Below are 15298 nucleotides of genomic sequence, written 5' to 3'. Positions count from 1 at the left end.
GAAACGGGTGGGAAAGTCAAGCCGAGAGAGCCGAAAGGCTTTCAAAAGCCTGATGTTTGCCCCACATCTGGCCGAGAGAAAAATCCATCGGCGCATTCATGACAGACAAACCCGGCTTCCGGAAGACATCGAACCCCTATTATCAAGGTCCCATCTCCGATCATTTCGACGGGCTACGCTTCTTCAATCCGGACGGTGTGGAACCGGGTGGCTTCCGCGACCTGTTGAAATGGCAACTCGGCGGCGGGCGCGCGCGTTGGCCGCGTCCGGTCGTCAGCCTAATTCCCCCGGCCAAGCCCGACAGCCGGGTTTTCGGCGACGCGTTGCGGGTGACCATGGTCGGCCACGCCACGATGCTGATCCAGGCGGCCGGGCTCAACATGTTGACCGATCCGGTGTGGTCGGAACGCGTCAGCCCTTTCACCTTCATCGGACCGAAACGGGCGGTACCGCCCGGCATCCGCTTCGAAGACCTGCCGCCGATCGATCTCGTGCTGGTCTCGCACAATCACTACGACCATCTCGATCTCGCGACGCTAAAGCGGCTGCACGAGACGCATGCGCCGAAAATCCTGACCCCGCTCGGCAACGATGCCATTATCCGCCGCGGGGCGCCCGATGCCCGGATCACGACGATGGATTGGGGCGATCGCATCGCCATCGCCGACGGGGTGACCGTCGACGCCGAGCCCTGCCATCACTGGTCGGCGCGTGGCGCCGGCGACCGCCGCATGGCGCTCTGGGCCGCTTTCGTCATCACGACTCCCGTCGGCAAGATCTACCATATCGGCGATACCGGCTTTCACGGCGGCCTATATTACGAGGCGGCGCGGCAAAAGCACGGCGGCTTCCGCCTCGCGATCCTGCCTTTTGGCGCCTATGAGCCGCGCTGGTTCATGAAGGGCCAGCATCAGAATCCGGAAGAGGCGGTTCAGGGCATGAAGCTCTGCAACGCCGCCCACGTCGCCGGCCATCATTTCGCGACCTTCCAGCTCACTGACGAGGCAATCGATGCACCGGTGAAGGCGCTGGATGTGGCCTTGAAGGCCGAGGGCATAGATGCCGACCGGTTCCGGCCGCTGAGAGCGGGGGAAGTGTTCGATGTGCCGGTTGTTTGACAGGTAATGCAAACCCATGCTCAGCCGCCCTGCAAAATAGGACGGCCGGTGCTTGAATACCAGGTTGAGCAGGCCTCGATGCTCCACGCCGGATCGGAAGCGGCGGCTGCGCCCGGTGGTGATTTCAACCATACCGCGACATAAGGCACAAATAATCGATCTTAGCTCGTGCGAACATCTTGAAACAACAACCGATAGTATACGATATGAATCGCAACATCAGTTTCAGCGGCGATTGTTCGATGGGCGGATCAGTGGACTGGAAAATTAGGCATCCCGTGGTAAGAGCGGCTGTGCTTGCGGCTTCATGTTGGTTCCTTTTTTGCCTCCTATTCCTCTTCGTCGAAGCGCTCTGTAGCGCGTTAACAGGCTATCGCTTTCTTCCTTCGACTGAATGGGTTTCGGCGACTGATCGTTTGGGCACCGTAGCGGGCGGCATCACGGCCCTGCTTTTGTGCTCGCTTGTGCTCTTTGGAGTCATACAGAAGTTGCAGGACGGGACATTGGAAGGCAAGCTGAAGCCGGCGTTGTATGTCTTGTTTTCGCCGATCATGGGGTATTTTGGAGGGAGATTGGTGGCGATCATCGCATGGCCGATCATCCTGGCCTTGGTCGCTGGGCATCACGAAGAGCTTGCTTACACGGTGGGGCGCGCCGACAATCATTATGAAAAGCATTGCTATTCACCCTTGGAACTTCAGGGTCTTATAGTCGGATTCGACAGGGTGTGCGGTGTTTCCGATGAGTTCAGGCAAGGCCTTAAGACCGGCACGCATATCATCGTTGCCGGCCACGGCACTCGCTACGGATTATTTGCAACCGAGCTACGTCTAGATAATTGACGCTCCCTCTTGGCCCGGTCCGATGTCCGACGCCGTAGGCCCATCATGCCACTGGTAATTCCCCCGCATTTCCGCCATATACAGCTCGAAAACACTGACGGACATACCACTATGAGCAATACGGTCGAATTCGCGCGGATGAACGGGCTTGGCAACAAGATCCTGGTTGTCGACATGCGCGGCCGCAAGGACGTGGTGACGGCGGCTGCGGCGATTGCGCTGAATGCGGATCCGGCCACGGAGTTCGATCAGATCATGGCAATCCACGATCCGAAGGCGCAAGGCACCGACGCCTGGATCGATATTCTGAATTCCGATGGCACCAAGGCCCAGGCCTGTGGCAACGGTACGCGCTGCGTCGTGCAGGCGCTTGCGGCCGAAACCGGCAAGAAGATGTTCACCTTCCAGACCGTCGCCGGCATTCTGAATGCCATCGAGCACGAGGACGGTACGATTTCGGTCGATATGGGCAAGCCGGTCTTCGCCTGGGACAAGATCCCGCTCGCCGAGGAATTCGCCGACACGCGCCGCATCGAGCTGCAGATCGGGCCGATCGACAATCCAGTCCTGCATTCGCCCTCGGTCATGTCGATGGGCAATCCGCATGCGATCTTCTGGGTCGACAAGGACCCGATGTCCTACGATCTCGCCCGCTTCGGGCCGCTGCTGGAAAACCATCCGATGTTTCCCGAGCGCGCCAATATCACCTTGGCGCAGGTGCTTTCGCCGACCATGCTGCGCACGCGCACCTGGGAGCGTGGCGCGGGGCTGACGCTTGCCTGCGGCTCGGCCGCCTGTTCGGCCGCCGTCTGCGCAGCGCGCACCGGCCGTACCGGCCGCAAGGTGACGATCGATGTTGCCTCTGCCCCCGCCTCAGGCCAGCTCACCATCGAATGGCGGGAAAGCGATGATCACGTCGTCATGACCGGCCCCGCGGAATGGGAGTGGTCCGGTGTCGTCGATCCCGTGACGGGTCGCTGGACGCGCGATCAGGAGCAGGGGGCTCAGGCGCGGTGAGCGGGGTCGAGGTCATCACCTTCGGCTGCCGTCTCAACACCTATGAATCCGAAGTGATGAGGTCGCAGGCGGAAGCCGCCGGGCTCAACAACGCCATCCTGGTCAATACCTGTGCTGTAACCGGCGAGGCCGTGCGCCAGGCGCGTCAGGCGATCCGCCGCGCGCGGCGCGACAATCCGCATGCCCGCATCATCGTCACCGGCTGCGCCGCGCAGGCGGAAAAGCACGCTTTTGCCGAAATGGCGGAAGTGGATGCCGTGCTCGGCAATGAGGAGAAGCTGACGAGTGCTTCCTATCGCTCGCTGCCGGATTTCGGCGTTTCGGCGGAGGAGAAGCTGCGGGTCAACGACATCATGAGCGTGCGGGCGACCGCGCCGCAGATGATCAGGCATATCGACGGGCATGTGCGCGCCTTCATCCAGGTACAGAATGGGTGCGACCATCGCTGCACCTTCTGCATCATCCCCTATGGCCGCGGCAATTCGCGCTCCGTGCCGATGGGCGCGGTGGTCAGCCAGGCGCGCAAACTGGTCGAAAGCGGCTATCGCGAGATCGTCCTGACCGGCGTCGATGCCACCAGCTACGGCGCCGATCTGCCCGGCCAGCCGACGCTTGGCCTTCTGGCAAAGACGCTATTGAAGCAGATCCCTGAAATCAGCCGGCTGCGGCTGTCCTCGATCGACAGCATCGAGGCCGACCGGCATCTGATGGATCTGATTGCCGATGAGCCGCGCTTCATGCCGCATCTGCATCTGTCGCTGCAACACGGCGACGACATGATCCTGAAGCGGATGAAGCGACGGCATTCACGCGCCGATGCTATCAATTTTATCGAGGATGCCCGCCGTCTTCGGCCGGAAATGAGCTTTGGCGCCGATATGATCGCCGGTTTTCCGACCGAAACTGACGCGATGTTCGAGAATGCCGTCAGCCTGGCGGAAGAGGTTGGCATTGCGCATCTGCATGTCTTTCCCTATAGCCCGCGTCCGGGGACGCCGGCTGCGCGGATGCCGCAGCTCGACCGCGCGCTGATCAAGGAACGCGCTGCACGGCTGCGTTTGGCTGGACAAAAACTGCATCAGTCCCATCTCGACTCCATGGTCGGTACGCGGCAATGGCTGCTTGTGGAGAATAACGGGCTGGCGCATACGGAAAACTTCACGCTTGTCGCAGCCCCGAGCCTCAGGCCGCGCGATCTTGTGCAGGTGGCGATCACCGGCCACAATGGCAAGCATCTCGACATGCAACTTGCGGCCGCCGACGCGGCCTGATCCTACTCGCTCACGGAATATTCATGGCGCTCAATTTCATCAAAAAAGTCTTCACCTTCGGCCGCGAAAAGCCGGTGGAAGAGCAGGCGCCGGGTGAGGTTTCGCCGGTTGAGGAAGCGGCTGCTGCGCAAGAGGCGCCTCTTGGGGAATCTTCCGCTGCGTCCGAATTTGCCGAGCCTGCGTCACCCCCCTCTGTCCCTTCGGGACATCTCCCCCACAAGGGGGGAGATCGTTTGGAGGATGCTGCGCCTTCCGAACCAGAAGAGCAGGCCGATGCGCAAGCGGAAGACGTTCGCGTTGCGTTGAATGCTCAGGTAATCGAGGCTGAGAAAGCTGTTTCGGCAGAGTATCCTGTGGCGACTGAAGTTGGTGATAAGCCTGACGAGACCACCTCCGAAACGATCTCCCCCCTTGAGGGGGAGATGTCCGATAGGACAGAGGGGGGTGACGCAGGCTCGACAAACTCGGAGTTCTCGTCGGAAAGCACAGAATCTCCAACAGACTCAGAACCTTCATCGGAAACCGCCGAAACCCCGGCCGCATCCCCCATCCTCCCCAAGGGCTTCTCCACGGCCGCCCCCGCTCCAGCTCCCATTCCGGAAGCCCCCAAGCAGAAGCTTTCATGGTTCCAGCGCCTCCGGGCCGGCCTGGCGCGCACCTCGTCGCAGCTTACCGGTCAGATTTCGGCGCTTTTCACCAAGCGCAAGCTGGACGACCAGACCCTGCAGGATTTGGAAGACCTGTTGATCCAGGCTGATCTTGGCGTCGAGACCGCCATGCGGGTCACCGATACGCTGGCCTCGGAACGCTACGGCAAGGATGTGACCGGCGAGGATGTCAGCCGGATCATGGCGCAGGAAATCGCCAAGGTGCTGAAGCCGGTCGCCAAGCCGTTGCAGCTCGATCTCGGTCATAAGCCGCATGTCATCCTGATCGTCGGCGTCAACGGCACCGGCAAGACGACGACGATCGGCAAGCTTGCCGCGAAACTGTCCGGCGCGGGTTTGAAGGTCATGGTCGCAGCCGGCGATACCTTCCGCGCTGCCGCCATCGAGCAGTTGAAGATCTGGGCCGACCGCACCAAGTCGGAATTCATCGGCACCAAGCTCGGCGCCGATGCCGCCGGCCTCGCCTTCGATGCTTTCCAGCAGGCCAAGGCCAACAAGAGCGATGTGCTGATCATCGACACCGCCGGCCGCCTGCAGAACAAGGCGGAGCTGATGGCGGAGCTGGAAAAGATCGTCCGCGTTCTCGGCAAGCTCGATCCGGATGCGCCGCATACCGTCCTGCAGACGCTGGATGCGACCACGGGCCAGAATGCCTTGAATCAGGTGGAAATCTTCCGCAACATCGCAGGAGTCAACGGGCTGATCATGACCAAGCTCGACGGCACGGCGCGCGGTGGCATTCTCGTTGCCATCTCGGCCAAGCATAAGCTGCCGGTCTATTTCATCGGCGTCGGCGAAGGTGTAGACGATCTCGAGCCGTTCGAGGCCGAGGATTTTGCCCAGGCCATTGCCGGGATCGGTCAATGAACGACAAGACCAAATTCGATGATAGTGAGAGTGCCGCAATGACGACCAGCGACAGTGACCTAACCCCAAGTGCTGCCGACAAGCATCATCCCCTGCTGAAGCTGGTTCTGGAACTTGGGCCGTTGCTGGTCTTCTTCTTCGGCAATCTGCGTGGCGAATGGCTGGTGCAGCATTTTCCGGCATTGTCAGCACTCGGCGGTCCGCTCTTCGTCGCAACCGCCTTGTTCATGGCGGCAACGGTGACCTCGCTCATCGTCTCGAAGATCATGCTCGGTCATCTGCCGCTGATGCCCTTCGTTTCCGGCATCGTCGTCGTCACCTTCGGCGCGCTCGGCATCTATCTGCAGAACGAGACCTTCATTAAGATGAAGCCGACCATCATCAACGCCCTGTTCGGTGTGGTGCTGCTCGGCGGGCTTGCCTTCGGCAGATCGCTGCTCGGCTATGTCTTCAATGCGGCTTTCCAGTTGGATAGCGAAGGCTGGCGCAAGCTCACGCTGCGCTGGGGCATCTTCTTCCTGTTTCTCGCCGTGCTCAACGAAATCGTCTGGCGCGGGTCGAACTGGTATTACCTGCCCGATGTCAAAGCCGCTGATAATCTCTGGGTGCTGTTCAAGGTCTGGGGTACGATGCCGATCACCATCATCTTCACCTTGTCGCAGATGCCGCTGATCATGAAGCACACGGTCAATCCGCCAGCGGAAGCCGAAGAATGACGACGCTGGCTGACGCCGAAAATCGCTATCGGCAGCAGAGCTTCTGGTTCATTGCCTGCGCGATGGTCCTGCTCGTCCAGATCGTTGCGGAATATATGATGGGCCGGGTGCCGATCTGCACCTGCGGCTATGTCAAGCTCTTCGAACCCGTCGTGAAATCCAGCGGCAATTCGCAGCATATGGCCGACTGGTACACGCCGTCGCACATCATCCACGGCTTCCTGTTCTTTGGGCTGACGCATCTGATCATGCGCCGCAAGCCCCTGTCGATGCGCTTGTTCGTTGCCATGCTGATCGAATCCGGCTGGGAGCTGCTCGAGAATTCGCCGATCATCATCAATCGTTACCGCACGGCGACGATCTCGCTCGACTATTTCGGCGACAGCATCATGAACTCCGCGATGGACGCGGTGTTCATGGTCGTCGGCTTCCTGTTCGCATGGCGCGCGCCGGTGGCGCTGACCATCGTGATCGCCATTTTCTTCGAGGTGTTCACCGGCTGGCTGATCCGCGACAATCTCACGCTGAACATCATCATGCTGGTCTGGCCGATCGAGGCGATCAAGACTTGGCAGGGCGGGCTTTAGTTTCTTTCCCTCGCCCCATCGGGGAGAGGGGGCGCTCCCGAGTTTATCGAAGGAGCGCCGGGTGAAGGGGGCGTTGCCGGAGATTGCCTTTCGCTGCCGCTCAAGGCCCTCGTCGCTTCGCTTCTCGGCCCCCTCATCCGCCCTTCGCCCCAGCGGCGGGGAGAAGGGGTTAAAGTGCCGACTTCCCTTGAGCTTTCTCTATCGCCGGATAAAGCCCCTCTTTGAGGCTGTTAGCCGTAAATGGCCCGACCTGTTTATAGAGGATCGTGCCGTCGGGGGCGACCAGGTAGGATTCCGGAATGCCGTAGACGCCCCAGTCGATGGCAGCCGAACCGTTCGGATCGATGCCGATGGCGCTATAGGGATTGCCGAGTTCGCCGAGGAAACGCAGGGCGTTTTCGCCAGTGTCCTTGTAGTTGATGGCGACGATGTTCAGCCGGCCATCTTTGGCGAGTTGCTTCAAGACCGGGTGTTCCTCGCGGCAGGGTAGGCACCAGGAGGCGAAGACGTTGACGAGCGTCAGCTTGCCCTTAATGGCATTGTCTGTCAGCGCCGGCAGGTTGGAGCCGTCGAGCGGAGCGAGCGCCAATGTCGGGGCTCTTGTGCCGATCAGGGCAGAGGGGATGGCGGAAATATCGGTGCCGTGGACTTCCTGGTCATACATCACCTTGCCAACGGCGAGGGCAATGCAGGCAAAGACGATCAGTGGAATGAGCGCCAGCAGATAGCGACCGGTGCCGGCCGATTTCGGCTTGTTGCCTTCTTCGGTTCCCAAGCTCATTTCGCCTTGCCTTCCGGCGTGCGCTGCGACCGGCGGCGGATGCCGGAGGCTTCGAGTGCGGCGATTTCCTTGCGCCGCAGACGCCCATCGATCCATGTCCAGGCGAGGACGGCGATGATCATGGCGGCGGTAAAACCATAGGAGCCGTAGACGTAGAAAGGATGCGTCATACTATTCCTCCCGGGCGGCCATGCGGGCGGCGAGACGGCGCTGCGCGGCAATGCGGCGACGCCAGATCTCGTTGCGGATCGCCATCAGATGCAGCGTGAAGAACAGCAGCGTGAAGGCAAGCGCCATGGTGAAGAGCGGCCAAAGGAATTGCGCATCGATGGTTGGGCCGTCCACGCGCATGATGCTTTCGGACTGATGCAGCGTGTTCCACCAGTCGACCGAGAACTTGATGATCGGAATGTTGATGAAACCGACAAGGATCAGCACGGCGCTGACGCGCGCTGCCTTCGATGGATCATCCATGGCGCGGTTCAGCGCGATCAACCCAAGATACATCAGGAAGAGGATGAAAACCGAAGTGAGCCGGGCATCCCAGACCCAATAGGTGCCCCACATCGGCTTGCCCCAGAGCGAGCCGGTGACGAGGGCAATAAGGGTGAAAGCGGCGCCGAGCGGCGCGGCAGCCTTGGCGGCGACATCAGCGAGCGGATGGCGCCAGACCAGCGTGCCGATCGCAGACATGCTCATGATCGTATAGCACATCATCGACAGCCAGGCGGCCGGCACGTGGATATACATGATGCGGACTGTATCGCCCTGCTGATAGTCTCCCTCGGTCGAGAAGGCGAGATAGAGACCGATCGCGAAGAGCACGGCTGATATGGCCGCCAGCCAGGGAATAAGACGCGCCGAAAGCGCCAGGAACCGCGTTGGGTTGGCGAGGTCGGAAAATCGGCTGATCGCAGGACTGATATCGCTCATTTTTCCTGTTTAAACCGATATCGCTTATACGGCAATCGACCCCAGCGTCTCGGGGCGATCAATCCGTCGTGTTGCGCAAGGCAAGAGCCGCCGCCGCAGGCCCGAGCACGGCGAAGAATAAGGTCAGGGCCATCAGAATCAGGAAAGGCGGCAGGAAGGGCTGCGGACCTTCGACGGCGGCATAGGTGGCGCTGACGCCGAAGATCAGCACGGGAATGGTCAGCGGCAGCACCAGGATCGACACAAGCAGCCCGCCGCGCGGCAAGGCGACGGCGACGGCGGCGCCGACCGCGCCGATGAAGGTGATGGCCGGCGAACCGACAAGCAAAGTCAGCGCTGTCGCGCCGATTGCCGTCTCGTTCATGTTCATGAAGAGGCCGAGCAACGGCGAGGCGATGACCAGCGGCAGGCCAGTCGCCGTCCAGTGCGCGGCGCATTTGGTGAGCACGGTCAGCACCAGCGGCGTTTCCTGCATGACCAGCAGATCGAGCGATCCGTCATCGCGTTCGGCCTGAAACAGGCGATCGAGGCCAAGGAGGGCAGACAACAGCGCGCCGATCCAGACGATGGCCGGGCCGATGCGCGACAAAAGCTTCAGATCGGGGCCGACGCCGAAGGGAATGACGGCGACGACGGTCAGAAAGAAGAGGATGCCGATGAGGGCGCCGCCACCGGCGCGCACCGAAAGTCGGAGGTCGCGGAGGAAGAGGGCGGTCATGGGGATATCCTGCCGTGGTGAGAGATGCCCCCCTCTGTCCCTTTCGGGACATCTCCCCCACAAGGGGGGAGATTGGTAACTTGCGGCACGTGCATACTCTCATTCAAAATCGGATCTGCTGAAGCTGAGCTTTGCGATTTTGTAAGACGGTGCGGCGAACTCCAAACGATCTCCCCCCTTGTGGGGGAGATGTCACGAAGTGACAGAGGGGGGTATCGCAGGTTCGGCAGACTCTGCATTGTCGAACTCATCCCCAAACCCCCGCATTCACTCCAGCAAACCCGGTCATCCGCATTTCCCGCGCATTCGAAAGACCCAGCGGCTGATGGGTCGCCGCCAATACAATGCCTCCGGACCTCTGATGGGCCGTGATGAGCTGCGCAAGCAGCCGGTCGGCCGTCGCGTCCAGCGCTGCCGTCGGTTCATCGAGGATCCAGATCGGGCGATAGGCGACCAGCAATTTGGCAAAGGCGATTCGGCGTTGCTGACCGGCGGAGAGATAGCCGAAGGGCAGGTGGGTGATGCCGGCAAGGCCGACGGCATCCGCGGCTTCATCGATATCCAAACTGGAGCCGCCTGGCATGTCGCCCAAGAAGGTTTTCCAAAAGGAGAGATTTTCGGCCACGGTGAGCTCCGATTTCATCGCATTGCGATGGCCGAGATAGTGGCTGACCTCGCACGCCGGGCGGTCTGATTCGCCCTTGGAATCGGTGAAAACGACGCAGCCTTTTTCCTGCTTCAGGAGGCCCGCGACAACACGCAGAAGCGTCGATTTTCCCGAGCCGTTGCGGCCGGTCAGAATGAGGGCCTCGCCACTGCTCAAGCTGAAGGAAACATTCGTGAAAATCAGGTCTTCGCCCCGCCTTGCCGCCAGGTTTTCAGCGCTTAGATGCATCTGCTCAGGCTTTCCCGTTTTCATTGCCGCGCGCGCAAAAAATTGTCCAAATTTGCGCTTTGCCACTCTGGCAAGTCTTTACGAAATTATCTATAAGACCCGCAACCACGCCAGCGGTCGGCGTGAATTTCATCCTTGCGCCGAACATAAGGTTTTCTGCCTTACGTGCGGACAGCGGAAATGGCCGTACCCGCATCCTGATGTGCATAAAGTGCATAGGCGTTCGCACGACTGTGTTGGCTATCAGAAACGGGGTCTCTCGTGTCTAAATCTCTTGACAGTTTCAATTGTCGTTCCACGCTGACCGTGAACGGGAAAGACTATCTCTATTTCAGCCTGCCCAAGGCTGAGGCCAATGGTCTGCCCGGTGTTTCCAAGCTGCCTTATTCCATGAAGGTGCTTCTGGAAAACCTGCTGCGTTTTGAAGACGGGCAGTCGGTCACCAAGGACCATATCGTTGCAGTCGCCGAATGGCTGACCAACAAGGGTACCGTCGAGAACGAAATCGCCTATCGCCCGGCGCGCGTGCTGATGCAGGACTTCACCGGCGTTCCGGCCGTGGTCGATCTCGCTGCCATGCGCGACGCGATGGTGTCGCTCGGCGGCGATCCGGAAAAGATCAATCCGCTGGTTCCCGTCGACCTCGTCATCGACCACTCCGTCATCGTCGACGAATTCGGCACGCCGCAGGCCTTCGCCAAGAACGTCGAGCTGGAATACCAGCGCAACGGCGAGCGCTACCGCTTCCTGAAGTGGGGTCAGCAGGCTTTCAAGAACTTCCGCGTCGTTCCCCCCGGCACCGGCATCTGTCACCAGGTCAACCTCGAATATCTCGGCCAGACGGTCTGGACGAAGGAAGAAGAGGGCGAAACGATTGCCTATCCCGACACTTGCGTCGGCACGGATTCGCACACGACCATGATCAACGGTCTCGGCGTTCTCGGCTGGGGCGTTGGCGGTATCGAAGCTGAAGCTGCGATGCTCGGCCAGCCGGTCTCCATGCTGCTGCCGGAAGTCATCGGCTTCAAGCTCACCGGCAAGCTCAAGGAAGGCGTAACCGCGACCGACCTCGTTCTGACCGTCGTGCAGATGCTGCGCAAGAAGGGCGTCGTTTCCAAGTTCGTCGAATTCTTCGGCCCTGGCCTCGACAACATGCCGCTCGCCGACCGCGCTACCATCGGCAACATGGGTCCGGAATACGGCGCGACCTGCGGCTTCTTCCCGGTCGACAAGGAAACGTTGAACTATCTCAACATGTCCGGCCGTGCGAAGGACCGCATCGCGCTCGTCGAAGCCTATTCGAAGGCGCAGGGCATGTGGCGCGAAGGCGACGGTTCCGATCTCGTCTTCACGGATACGCTGGAACTCGACCTTAACGACGTCGTGCCGTCAATGGCCGGCCCGAAGCGCCCGGAAGGCCGTATCGCGCTGGAAAACATCGCTTCCGGTTTTGCCACCTCGATGGACACCGAATACAAGAAGCCCGGCCAGCTCTCCAACCGCTATGCCGTCGAAGGCACGGATTTCGATATCGGCCATGGCGACGTCGCCATCGCTGCCATCACGTCCTGCACCAACACCTCGAACCCGTCGGTGCTGATCGCTGCCGGCCTGCTCGCCCGCAACGCCGTTGCAAAGGGCCTGAAGACCAAGCCCTGGGTCAAGACCTCGCTGGCTCCCGGATCGCAGGTCGTCGGCGAATATCTCGCCAAGTCCGGCCTGCAGGCCGATCTCGACAAGCTCGGCTTCAACCTGGTCGGCTTCGGCTGCACCACCTGCATCGGCAATTCCGGCCCGCTGCCGACACCGATCTCCAAGACGATCAACGACAAGGGCCTGATCGTTTCGGGCGTTCTCTCCGGTAACCGCAACTTCGAAGGCCGCATTTCGCCCGACGTCCAGGCGAACTACCTGGCGTCCCCGCCGCTCGTCGTCGCTTATGCGCTCGCCGGCACGGTGCAGATGGATCTGACGAAGGAGCCGATCGGCGAGGACCAGAACGGCAAGCCGGTCTTCCTCAAGGATATCTGGCCGACCTCGCAGGAAGTGCAGGAATTCATCCTGAAGTACGTCACCCGCGAGCTCTATGAGAGCAAGTATGCCGATGTCTTCAAGGGCGATGCCAACTGGCAGGCCGTGCAGGTTCCTCCGGGCCAGACCTATGCCTGGGACGACAACTCGACCTATGTGCAGAACCCGCCTTACTTTGTCGGCATGGGCAAGACCGGCGCCGGCGTTTCCGACATCAAGGGCGCTCGCGTTCTCGGTCTCTTCGGCGACAAGATCACCACCGACCACATTTCTCCGGCCGGTTCGATCAAGGCTGCCTCGCCGGCCGGTTCCTACCTCATCGGTCATGGCGTCGGCGTTGCCGACTTCAACCAGTACGGCACGCGCCGCGGCAATCATGAGGTCATGATGCGCGGCACCTTCGCCAATATCCGCATCCGCAACCACATGCTCGGCCCGAATGGCAAGGAAGGTGGCTACACCATCCATTATCCGTCCAAGGAAGAGACTTCGATCTACGACGCGGCCATGCAGTACAAGGCCGAGGGCGTTCCGCTCGTCATCTTCGCAGGCGTCGAATACGGCAACGGCTCGTCGCGCGACTGGGCTGCCAAGGGTACGAACCTGCTCGGCGTACGCGCCGTGATCGCCCAGTCCTTCGAGCGTATCCACCGCTCGAACCTGGTCGGCATGGGCGTCATCCCCTTCGTCTTCGAGGACGGCACGACCTGGGCCAGCCTCGGCCTGAAGGGCGACGAGCTCGTGACGATCGAAGGCCTGGAACACATCAAGCCGCGCGAGCGCAAGATCGCCAAGATCACCTATGGCGACGGCTCCGTGAAGGACGTTCCGATCATCTGCCGCATCGATACGCTGGATGAGGTGACCTACGTCAACAACGGCGGCATTCTGCAGACCGTTCTGCGCGATCTCGCGGCCTGATTGACGTAAAAACTTGTACACGCCGCCGGAGCACAGCTTTCCGGCGGCGTCTTGTTTTTCACGCCGATGTGTACGACGCTAACGTCTCCAGGCCTTGGTCTCACCCCTTCGTGACTTTGCGTCATCGTGCTTAGCTATTATCTCTTGTTTCAGATTTATCAGGCTTGATGAGGCTTTACGGCATCCTGAAAAGCGGAAGTGGTTTCGGGGTTCGTGCCAGCACAAGGCTTTCACGGTCTGGGAAAGAGGTATAACGGCATGCGCTTACGGCTTTTGGTTCCACTTCTAGCAGGCATCGCGCTCGCAAGTTCGCTGCATGCGCAGGAGCTTGCCAAAATCAAGGGCGTCGTCGAACTCTTCACCTCTCAGGGCTGCGCCTCCTGTCCGCCGGCCGATGCTGCATTTCAAAAGCTGATCCGCCAGGGCGACGTCGTCGCACTCGCCTACCACGTCGATTATTGGAACTATCTCGGCTGGAACGACACGATGGCGTCCAAGGACAATACGGCTCGGCAATATGCCTATGCCCGTACCCTCGGCCGCAGCGGGGTCTATACGCCGCAGGCGATCATCAATGGCCGCGACCATCTGAACGGTGCCGATCTAAACGCCATCAATTTCAAGCTCGACGAGTTCCAGCGCCAGGGCAAGGGCCTGACGGTCCCCGTCAGTGCTGCGATGAAGGGCGACGAACTGGAGATTAAAATCGGCGCCGGCCAGGGCCGTGCCAATGTGGTTGTCGCCTATTTCGACCGGGAACAGCAGGTGTCTCCGAAGACCGGTGAAAACAGCGGCCAGCAGATTACCTATCTGCACTCGGTTTCGGACGTCGAGACGGTGGGCATGTGGGACGGCAAGGAAATGAATGTCGTGCTGCCCGCCAATGTTTTGGAGAGAAGCGGCCGGCGCGGCCTCGCGGTTCTACTGCAGTCCTCGACGCCATCCGGCGATCCGGCCGCGATTATCGGCGCGACCGTCCTGACGATCGGGACCGACGGCTGACCTGCATTCGACAGAAGTCGAAGTTTGCGGCTTCGGCTGGCGCCGTAAGTTCTCTATTTCGGCTGGCGCCGAAAAGGTCTCTATTTCGGCTGGCGCCGAAAAGAGGAGGTGCCCGGCGAGGGCGCATTCGGGGCTGGGGTTCGGTCGACACGCCCCCGACCGGGCTCGGTTTGGCGCGGCGGCACCAAACCGAGCCCTATAGTTCCGGTAAATGGGGCGTCGTTTTGACTGAAATACGGCGGCCCCAAGATGCTTTCCTTGAAGCGCAAGAAATTGTGAGTGGCTCTTGGTCTTGCAATTTGGTGTGGCTGAGGCAAACTGTCATCTTCTTGTCATGACACAACCCCTGGGGGATTGATGACTGATCAGCCGGAATTGCGACACGGCGAAAGCCGTTCCGTCGACACCACTTCTTCCGTCGTCGTTGATCTCAGAGAATACAAACAGAGCAAGGACCCGCTGCCGGTGACCTTCCATCGCAGGGAGCTGGACGCCATTCTGTGGATCTACGGCCGCATGGTCGGCGAAGGCGAATGGCGCGACTACGCCATCGACCATCTCAGGGAAAAGGCGGTTTTCTCGGTCTTCAAGCGGGCAGGCGAGCTGCCGCTCTTCCGTATCGAGAAAAACCCAAAGCAGGGCGCCAAGCAGGGCGCCTTTTCCGTGATCAATATCAACGGCATGATCCTGAAGCGTGGCCACGACCTGAACCAGGTGCTGAAGGTTTTCGATAAGCAGCTCAAGCTGGTGGAGAAGTAGCGTTGTTCCTTCTTCCCTCGGGGAGAAGGTGGCCCGCCCCTCGACAAGCTCGGGAGGTCGGATGAGGGGCGCGGCATACTCGAAGGATGGGGCTTTGACCCTCACCTAATTTTGAATAAATGAAGATTTCCCGGTAACGCCCCCTCAACCCGCGCCCCTTCGATAAACTCAG

15 protein-coding genes are annotated in these 15298 nt (G+C 60.5%); 10 read left to right on the top strand and 5 right to left on the bottom strand.

Going from position 1 to position 15298, the window contains the following annotated elements; all coding sequences use genetic code 11:
• The first annotated feature begins 98 nt into the window (after positions 1–98).
• The 7 genes from K290_RS0107630 to K290_RS0107600 all read left to right on the top strand — a co-directional run bounded on the left by K290_RS0107630 (position 99) and on the right by K290_RS0107600 (position 7086).
• Entirely contained in the window at positions 99–1118 is a 1020-nt protein-coding gene (locus K290_RS0107630) for an MBL fold metallo-hydrolase (protein WP_028751353.1), read from the top strand.
• A 206-nt stretch (positions 1119–1324) separates the two neighbouring features.
• A complete protein-coding gene (locus tag K290_RS0107625) occupies positions 1325–1960 on the top strand; it encodes a hypothetical protein (protein ID WP_154668565.1) in 636 nt (211 codons plus the stop codon).
• Positions 1961–2071: 111 nt separating this feature from the next.
• Positions 2072–2977 (top strand): diaminopimelate epimerase, encoded by a 906-nt coding sequence (gene dapF / locus K290_RS0107620; protein ID WP_028751351.1) that lies wholly within the window; start codon positions 2072–2074, stop codon positions 2975–2977.
• Positions 2974–4248: a tRNA (N(6)-L-threonylcarbamoyladenosine(37)-C(2))-methylthiotransferase MtaB gene (mtaB, locus tag K290_RS0107615; RefSeq protein WP_028751350.1), complete on the top strand. Its 1275-nt coding sequence runs from the start codon at positions 2974–2976 to the stop codon at positions 4246–4248. The genes dapF and mtaB overlap by 4 nt, the downstream gene beginning before the upstream one ends.
• 23 nt (positions 4249–4271) lie before the next feature.
• The gene (ftsY, locus tag K290_RS0107610; RefSeq protein WP_028751349.1) at positions 4272–5783 is read left to right on the top strand and encodes a signal recognition particle-docking protein FtsY; all 1512 of its coding nucleotides are present in this window, start codon (positions 4272–4274) and stop codon (positions 5781–5783) included.
• On the top strand, positions 5780–6499 hold the full coding sequence (locus tag K290_RS0107605; protein ID WP_037135098.1) for a septation protein A: 720 nt from the start codon (positions 5780–5782) through the stop codon (positions 6497–6499). Before ftsY ends, K290_RS0107605 begins: the two co-directional genes overlap by 4 nt.
• Positions 6496–7086: a DUF2585 domain-containing protein gene (locus K290_RS0107600; protein WP_028751347.1), complete on the top strand. Its 591-nt coding sequence runs from the start codon at positions 6496–6498 to the stop codon at positions 7084–7086. Before K290_RS0107605 ends, K290_RS0107600 begins: the two co-directional genes overlap by 4 nt.
• 169 nt (positions 7087–7255) lie before the next feature.
• On the opposite strand, the gene K290_RS0107595 is transcribed toward K290_RS0107600, so the two are convergent.
• The 5 genes from K290_RS0107595 to ccmA form a co-directional block, all read right to left on the bottom strand.
• Positions 7256–7867, bottom strand: coding sequence for a DsbE family thiol:disulfide interchange protein (locus K290_RS0107595; RefSeq protein ID WP_028751346.1), 612 nt, complete (start codon positions 7865–7867; stop codon positions 7256–7258).
• Positions 7864–8037 (bottom strand): heme exporter protein CcmD, encoded by a 174-nt coding sequence (gene ccmD, locus K290_RS0107590; RefSeq protein ID WP_028751345.1) that lies wholly within the window; start codon positions 8035–8037, stop codon positions 7864–7866. Before ccmD ends, K290_RS0107595 begins: the two co-directional genes overlap by 4 nt.
• Position 8038: 1 nt before the next feature.
• Positions 8039–8800: a heme ABC transporter permease gene (locus tag K290_RS0107585; RefSeq protein ID WP_028751344.1), complete on the bottom strand. Its 762-nt coding sequence runs from the start codon at positions 8798–8800 to the stop codon at positions 8039–8041.
• Between the two features lie 58 nt (positions 8801–8858).
• On the bottom strand, positions 8859–9518 hold the full coding sequence (gene ccmB, locus K290_RS0107580; protein WP_028751343.1) for a heme exporter protein CcmB: 660 nt from the start codon (positions 9516–9518) through the stop codon (positions 8859–8861).
• A 247-nt stretch (positions 9519–9765) separates the two neighbouring features.
• Entirely contained in the window at positions 9766–10413 is a 648-nt protein-coding gene (gene ccmA, locus K290_RS0107575; protein ID WP_028751342.1) for a heme ABC exporter ATP-binding protein CcmA, read from the bottom strand.
• 261 nt (positions 10414–10674) lie between these two features.
• Here ccmA and acnA point away from each other — a divergent pair, with 261 nt between their 5' ends.
• The 3 genes from acnA to K290_RS0107555 all read left to right on the top strand — a co-directional run bounded on the left by acnA (position 10675) and on the right by K290_RS0107555 (position 15126).
• Complete coding sequence (acnA, locus tag K290_RS0107565) at positions 10675–13365, top strand: aconitate hydratase AcnA (protein WP_028751340.1); 2691 nt, start codon at positions 10675–10677, stop codon at positions 13363–13365.
• Between the two features lie 258 nt (positions 13366–13623).
• On the top strand, positions 13624–14367 hold the full coding sequence (locus tag K290_RS0107560; RefSeq protein ID WP_028751339.1) for a DUF1223 domain-containing protein: 744 nt from the start codon (positions 13624–13626) through the stop codon (positions 14365–14367).
• Between the two features lie 357 nt (positions 14368–14724).
• Positions 14725–15126 carry a DUF2794 domain-containing protein gene (locus K290_RS0107555; protein ID WP_028751338.1) on the top strand — a complete coding sequence of 134 codons (402 nt, stop codon included), beginning with the start codon at positions 14725–14727 and terminating at the stop codon, positions 15124–15126.
• Positions 15127–15298: the final 172 nt, after the last annotated feature.

The sequence above is a fragment of the Rhizobium leucaenae USDA 9039 genome (assembly GCF_000426285.1).
In the GTDB taxonomy this organism is placed as follows: Bacteria; Pseudomonadota; Alphaproteobacteria; order Rhizobiales; family Rhizobiaceae; genus Rhizobium; species Rhizobium leucaenae.
This window is presented reverse-complemented; position numbering and strand designations above follow the sequence as displayed.

Bases quoted from the DNA above. Each gene is read 5' to 3' on its own strand.
- dapF (WP_028751351.1), top strand. From the start codon at position 2,072: ATGAGCAATACGGTCGAATTCGCGCGGATGAACGGGCTTGGCAACAAG.
- K290_RS0107630 (WP_028751353.1), top strand. From the start codon at position 99: ATGACAGACAAACCCGGCTTCCGGAAGACATCGAACCCCTATTATCAA.
- K290_RS0107555 (WP_028751338.1), top strand. From the start codon at position 14,725: ATGACTGATCAGCCGGAATTGCGACACGGCGAAAGCCGTTCCGTCGAC.
- ccmB (WP_028751343.1), bottom strand. From the start codon at position 9,518: ATGACCGCCCTCTTCCTCCGCGACCTCCGACTTTCGGTGCGCGCCGGT.
- ccmA (WP_028751342.1), bottom strand. From the start codon at position 10,413: ATGCATCTAAGCGCTGAAAACCTGGCGGCAAGGCGGGGCGAAGACCTG.
- ccmD (WP_028751345.1), bottom strand. From the start codon at position 8,037: ATGACGCATCCTTTCTACGTCTACGGCTCCTATGGTTTTACCGCCGCC.
- K290_RS0107605 (WP_037135098.1), top strand. From the start codon at position 5,780: ATGAACGACAAGACCAAATTCGATGATAGTGAGAGTGCCGCAATGACG.
- K290_RS0107600 (WP_028751347.1), top strand. From the start codon at position 6,496: ATGACGACGCTGGCTGACGCCGAAAATCGCTATCGGCAGCAGAGCTTC.
- ftsY (WP_028751349.1), top strand. From the start codon at position 4,272: ATGGCGCTCAATTTCATCAAAAAAGTCTTCACCTTCGGCCGCGAAAAG.
- K290_RS0107595 (WP_028751346.1), bottom strand. From the start codon at position 7,867: ATGAGCTTGGGAACCGAAGAAGGCAACAAGCCGAAATCGGCCGGCACC.
- K290_RS0107560 (WP_028751339.1), top strand. From the start codon at position 13,624: ATGCGCTTACGGCTTTTGGTTCCACTTCTAGCAGGCATCGCGCTCGCA.
- K290_RS0107625 (WP_154668565.1), top strand. From the start codon at position 1,325: ATGAATCGCAACATCAGTTTCAGCGGCGATTGTTCGATGGGCGGATCA.
- K290_RS0107585 (WP_028751344.1), bottom strand. From the start codon at position 8,800: ATGAGCGATATCAGTCCTGCGATCAGCCGATTTTCCGACCTCGCCAAC.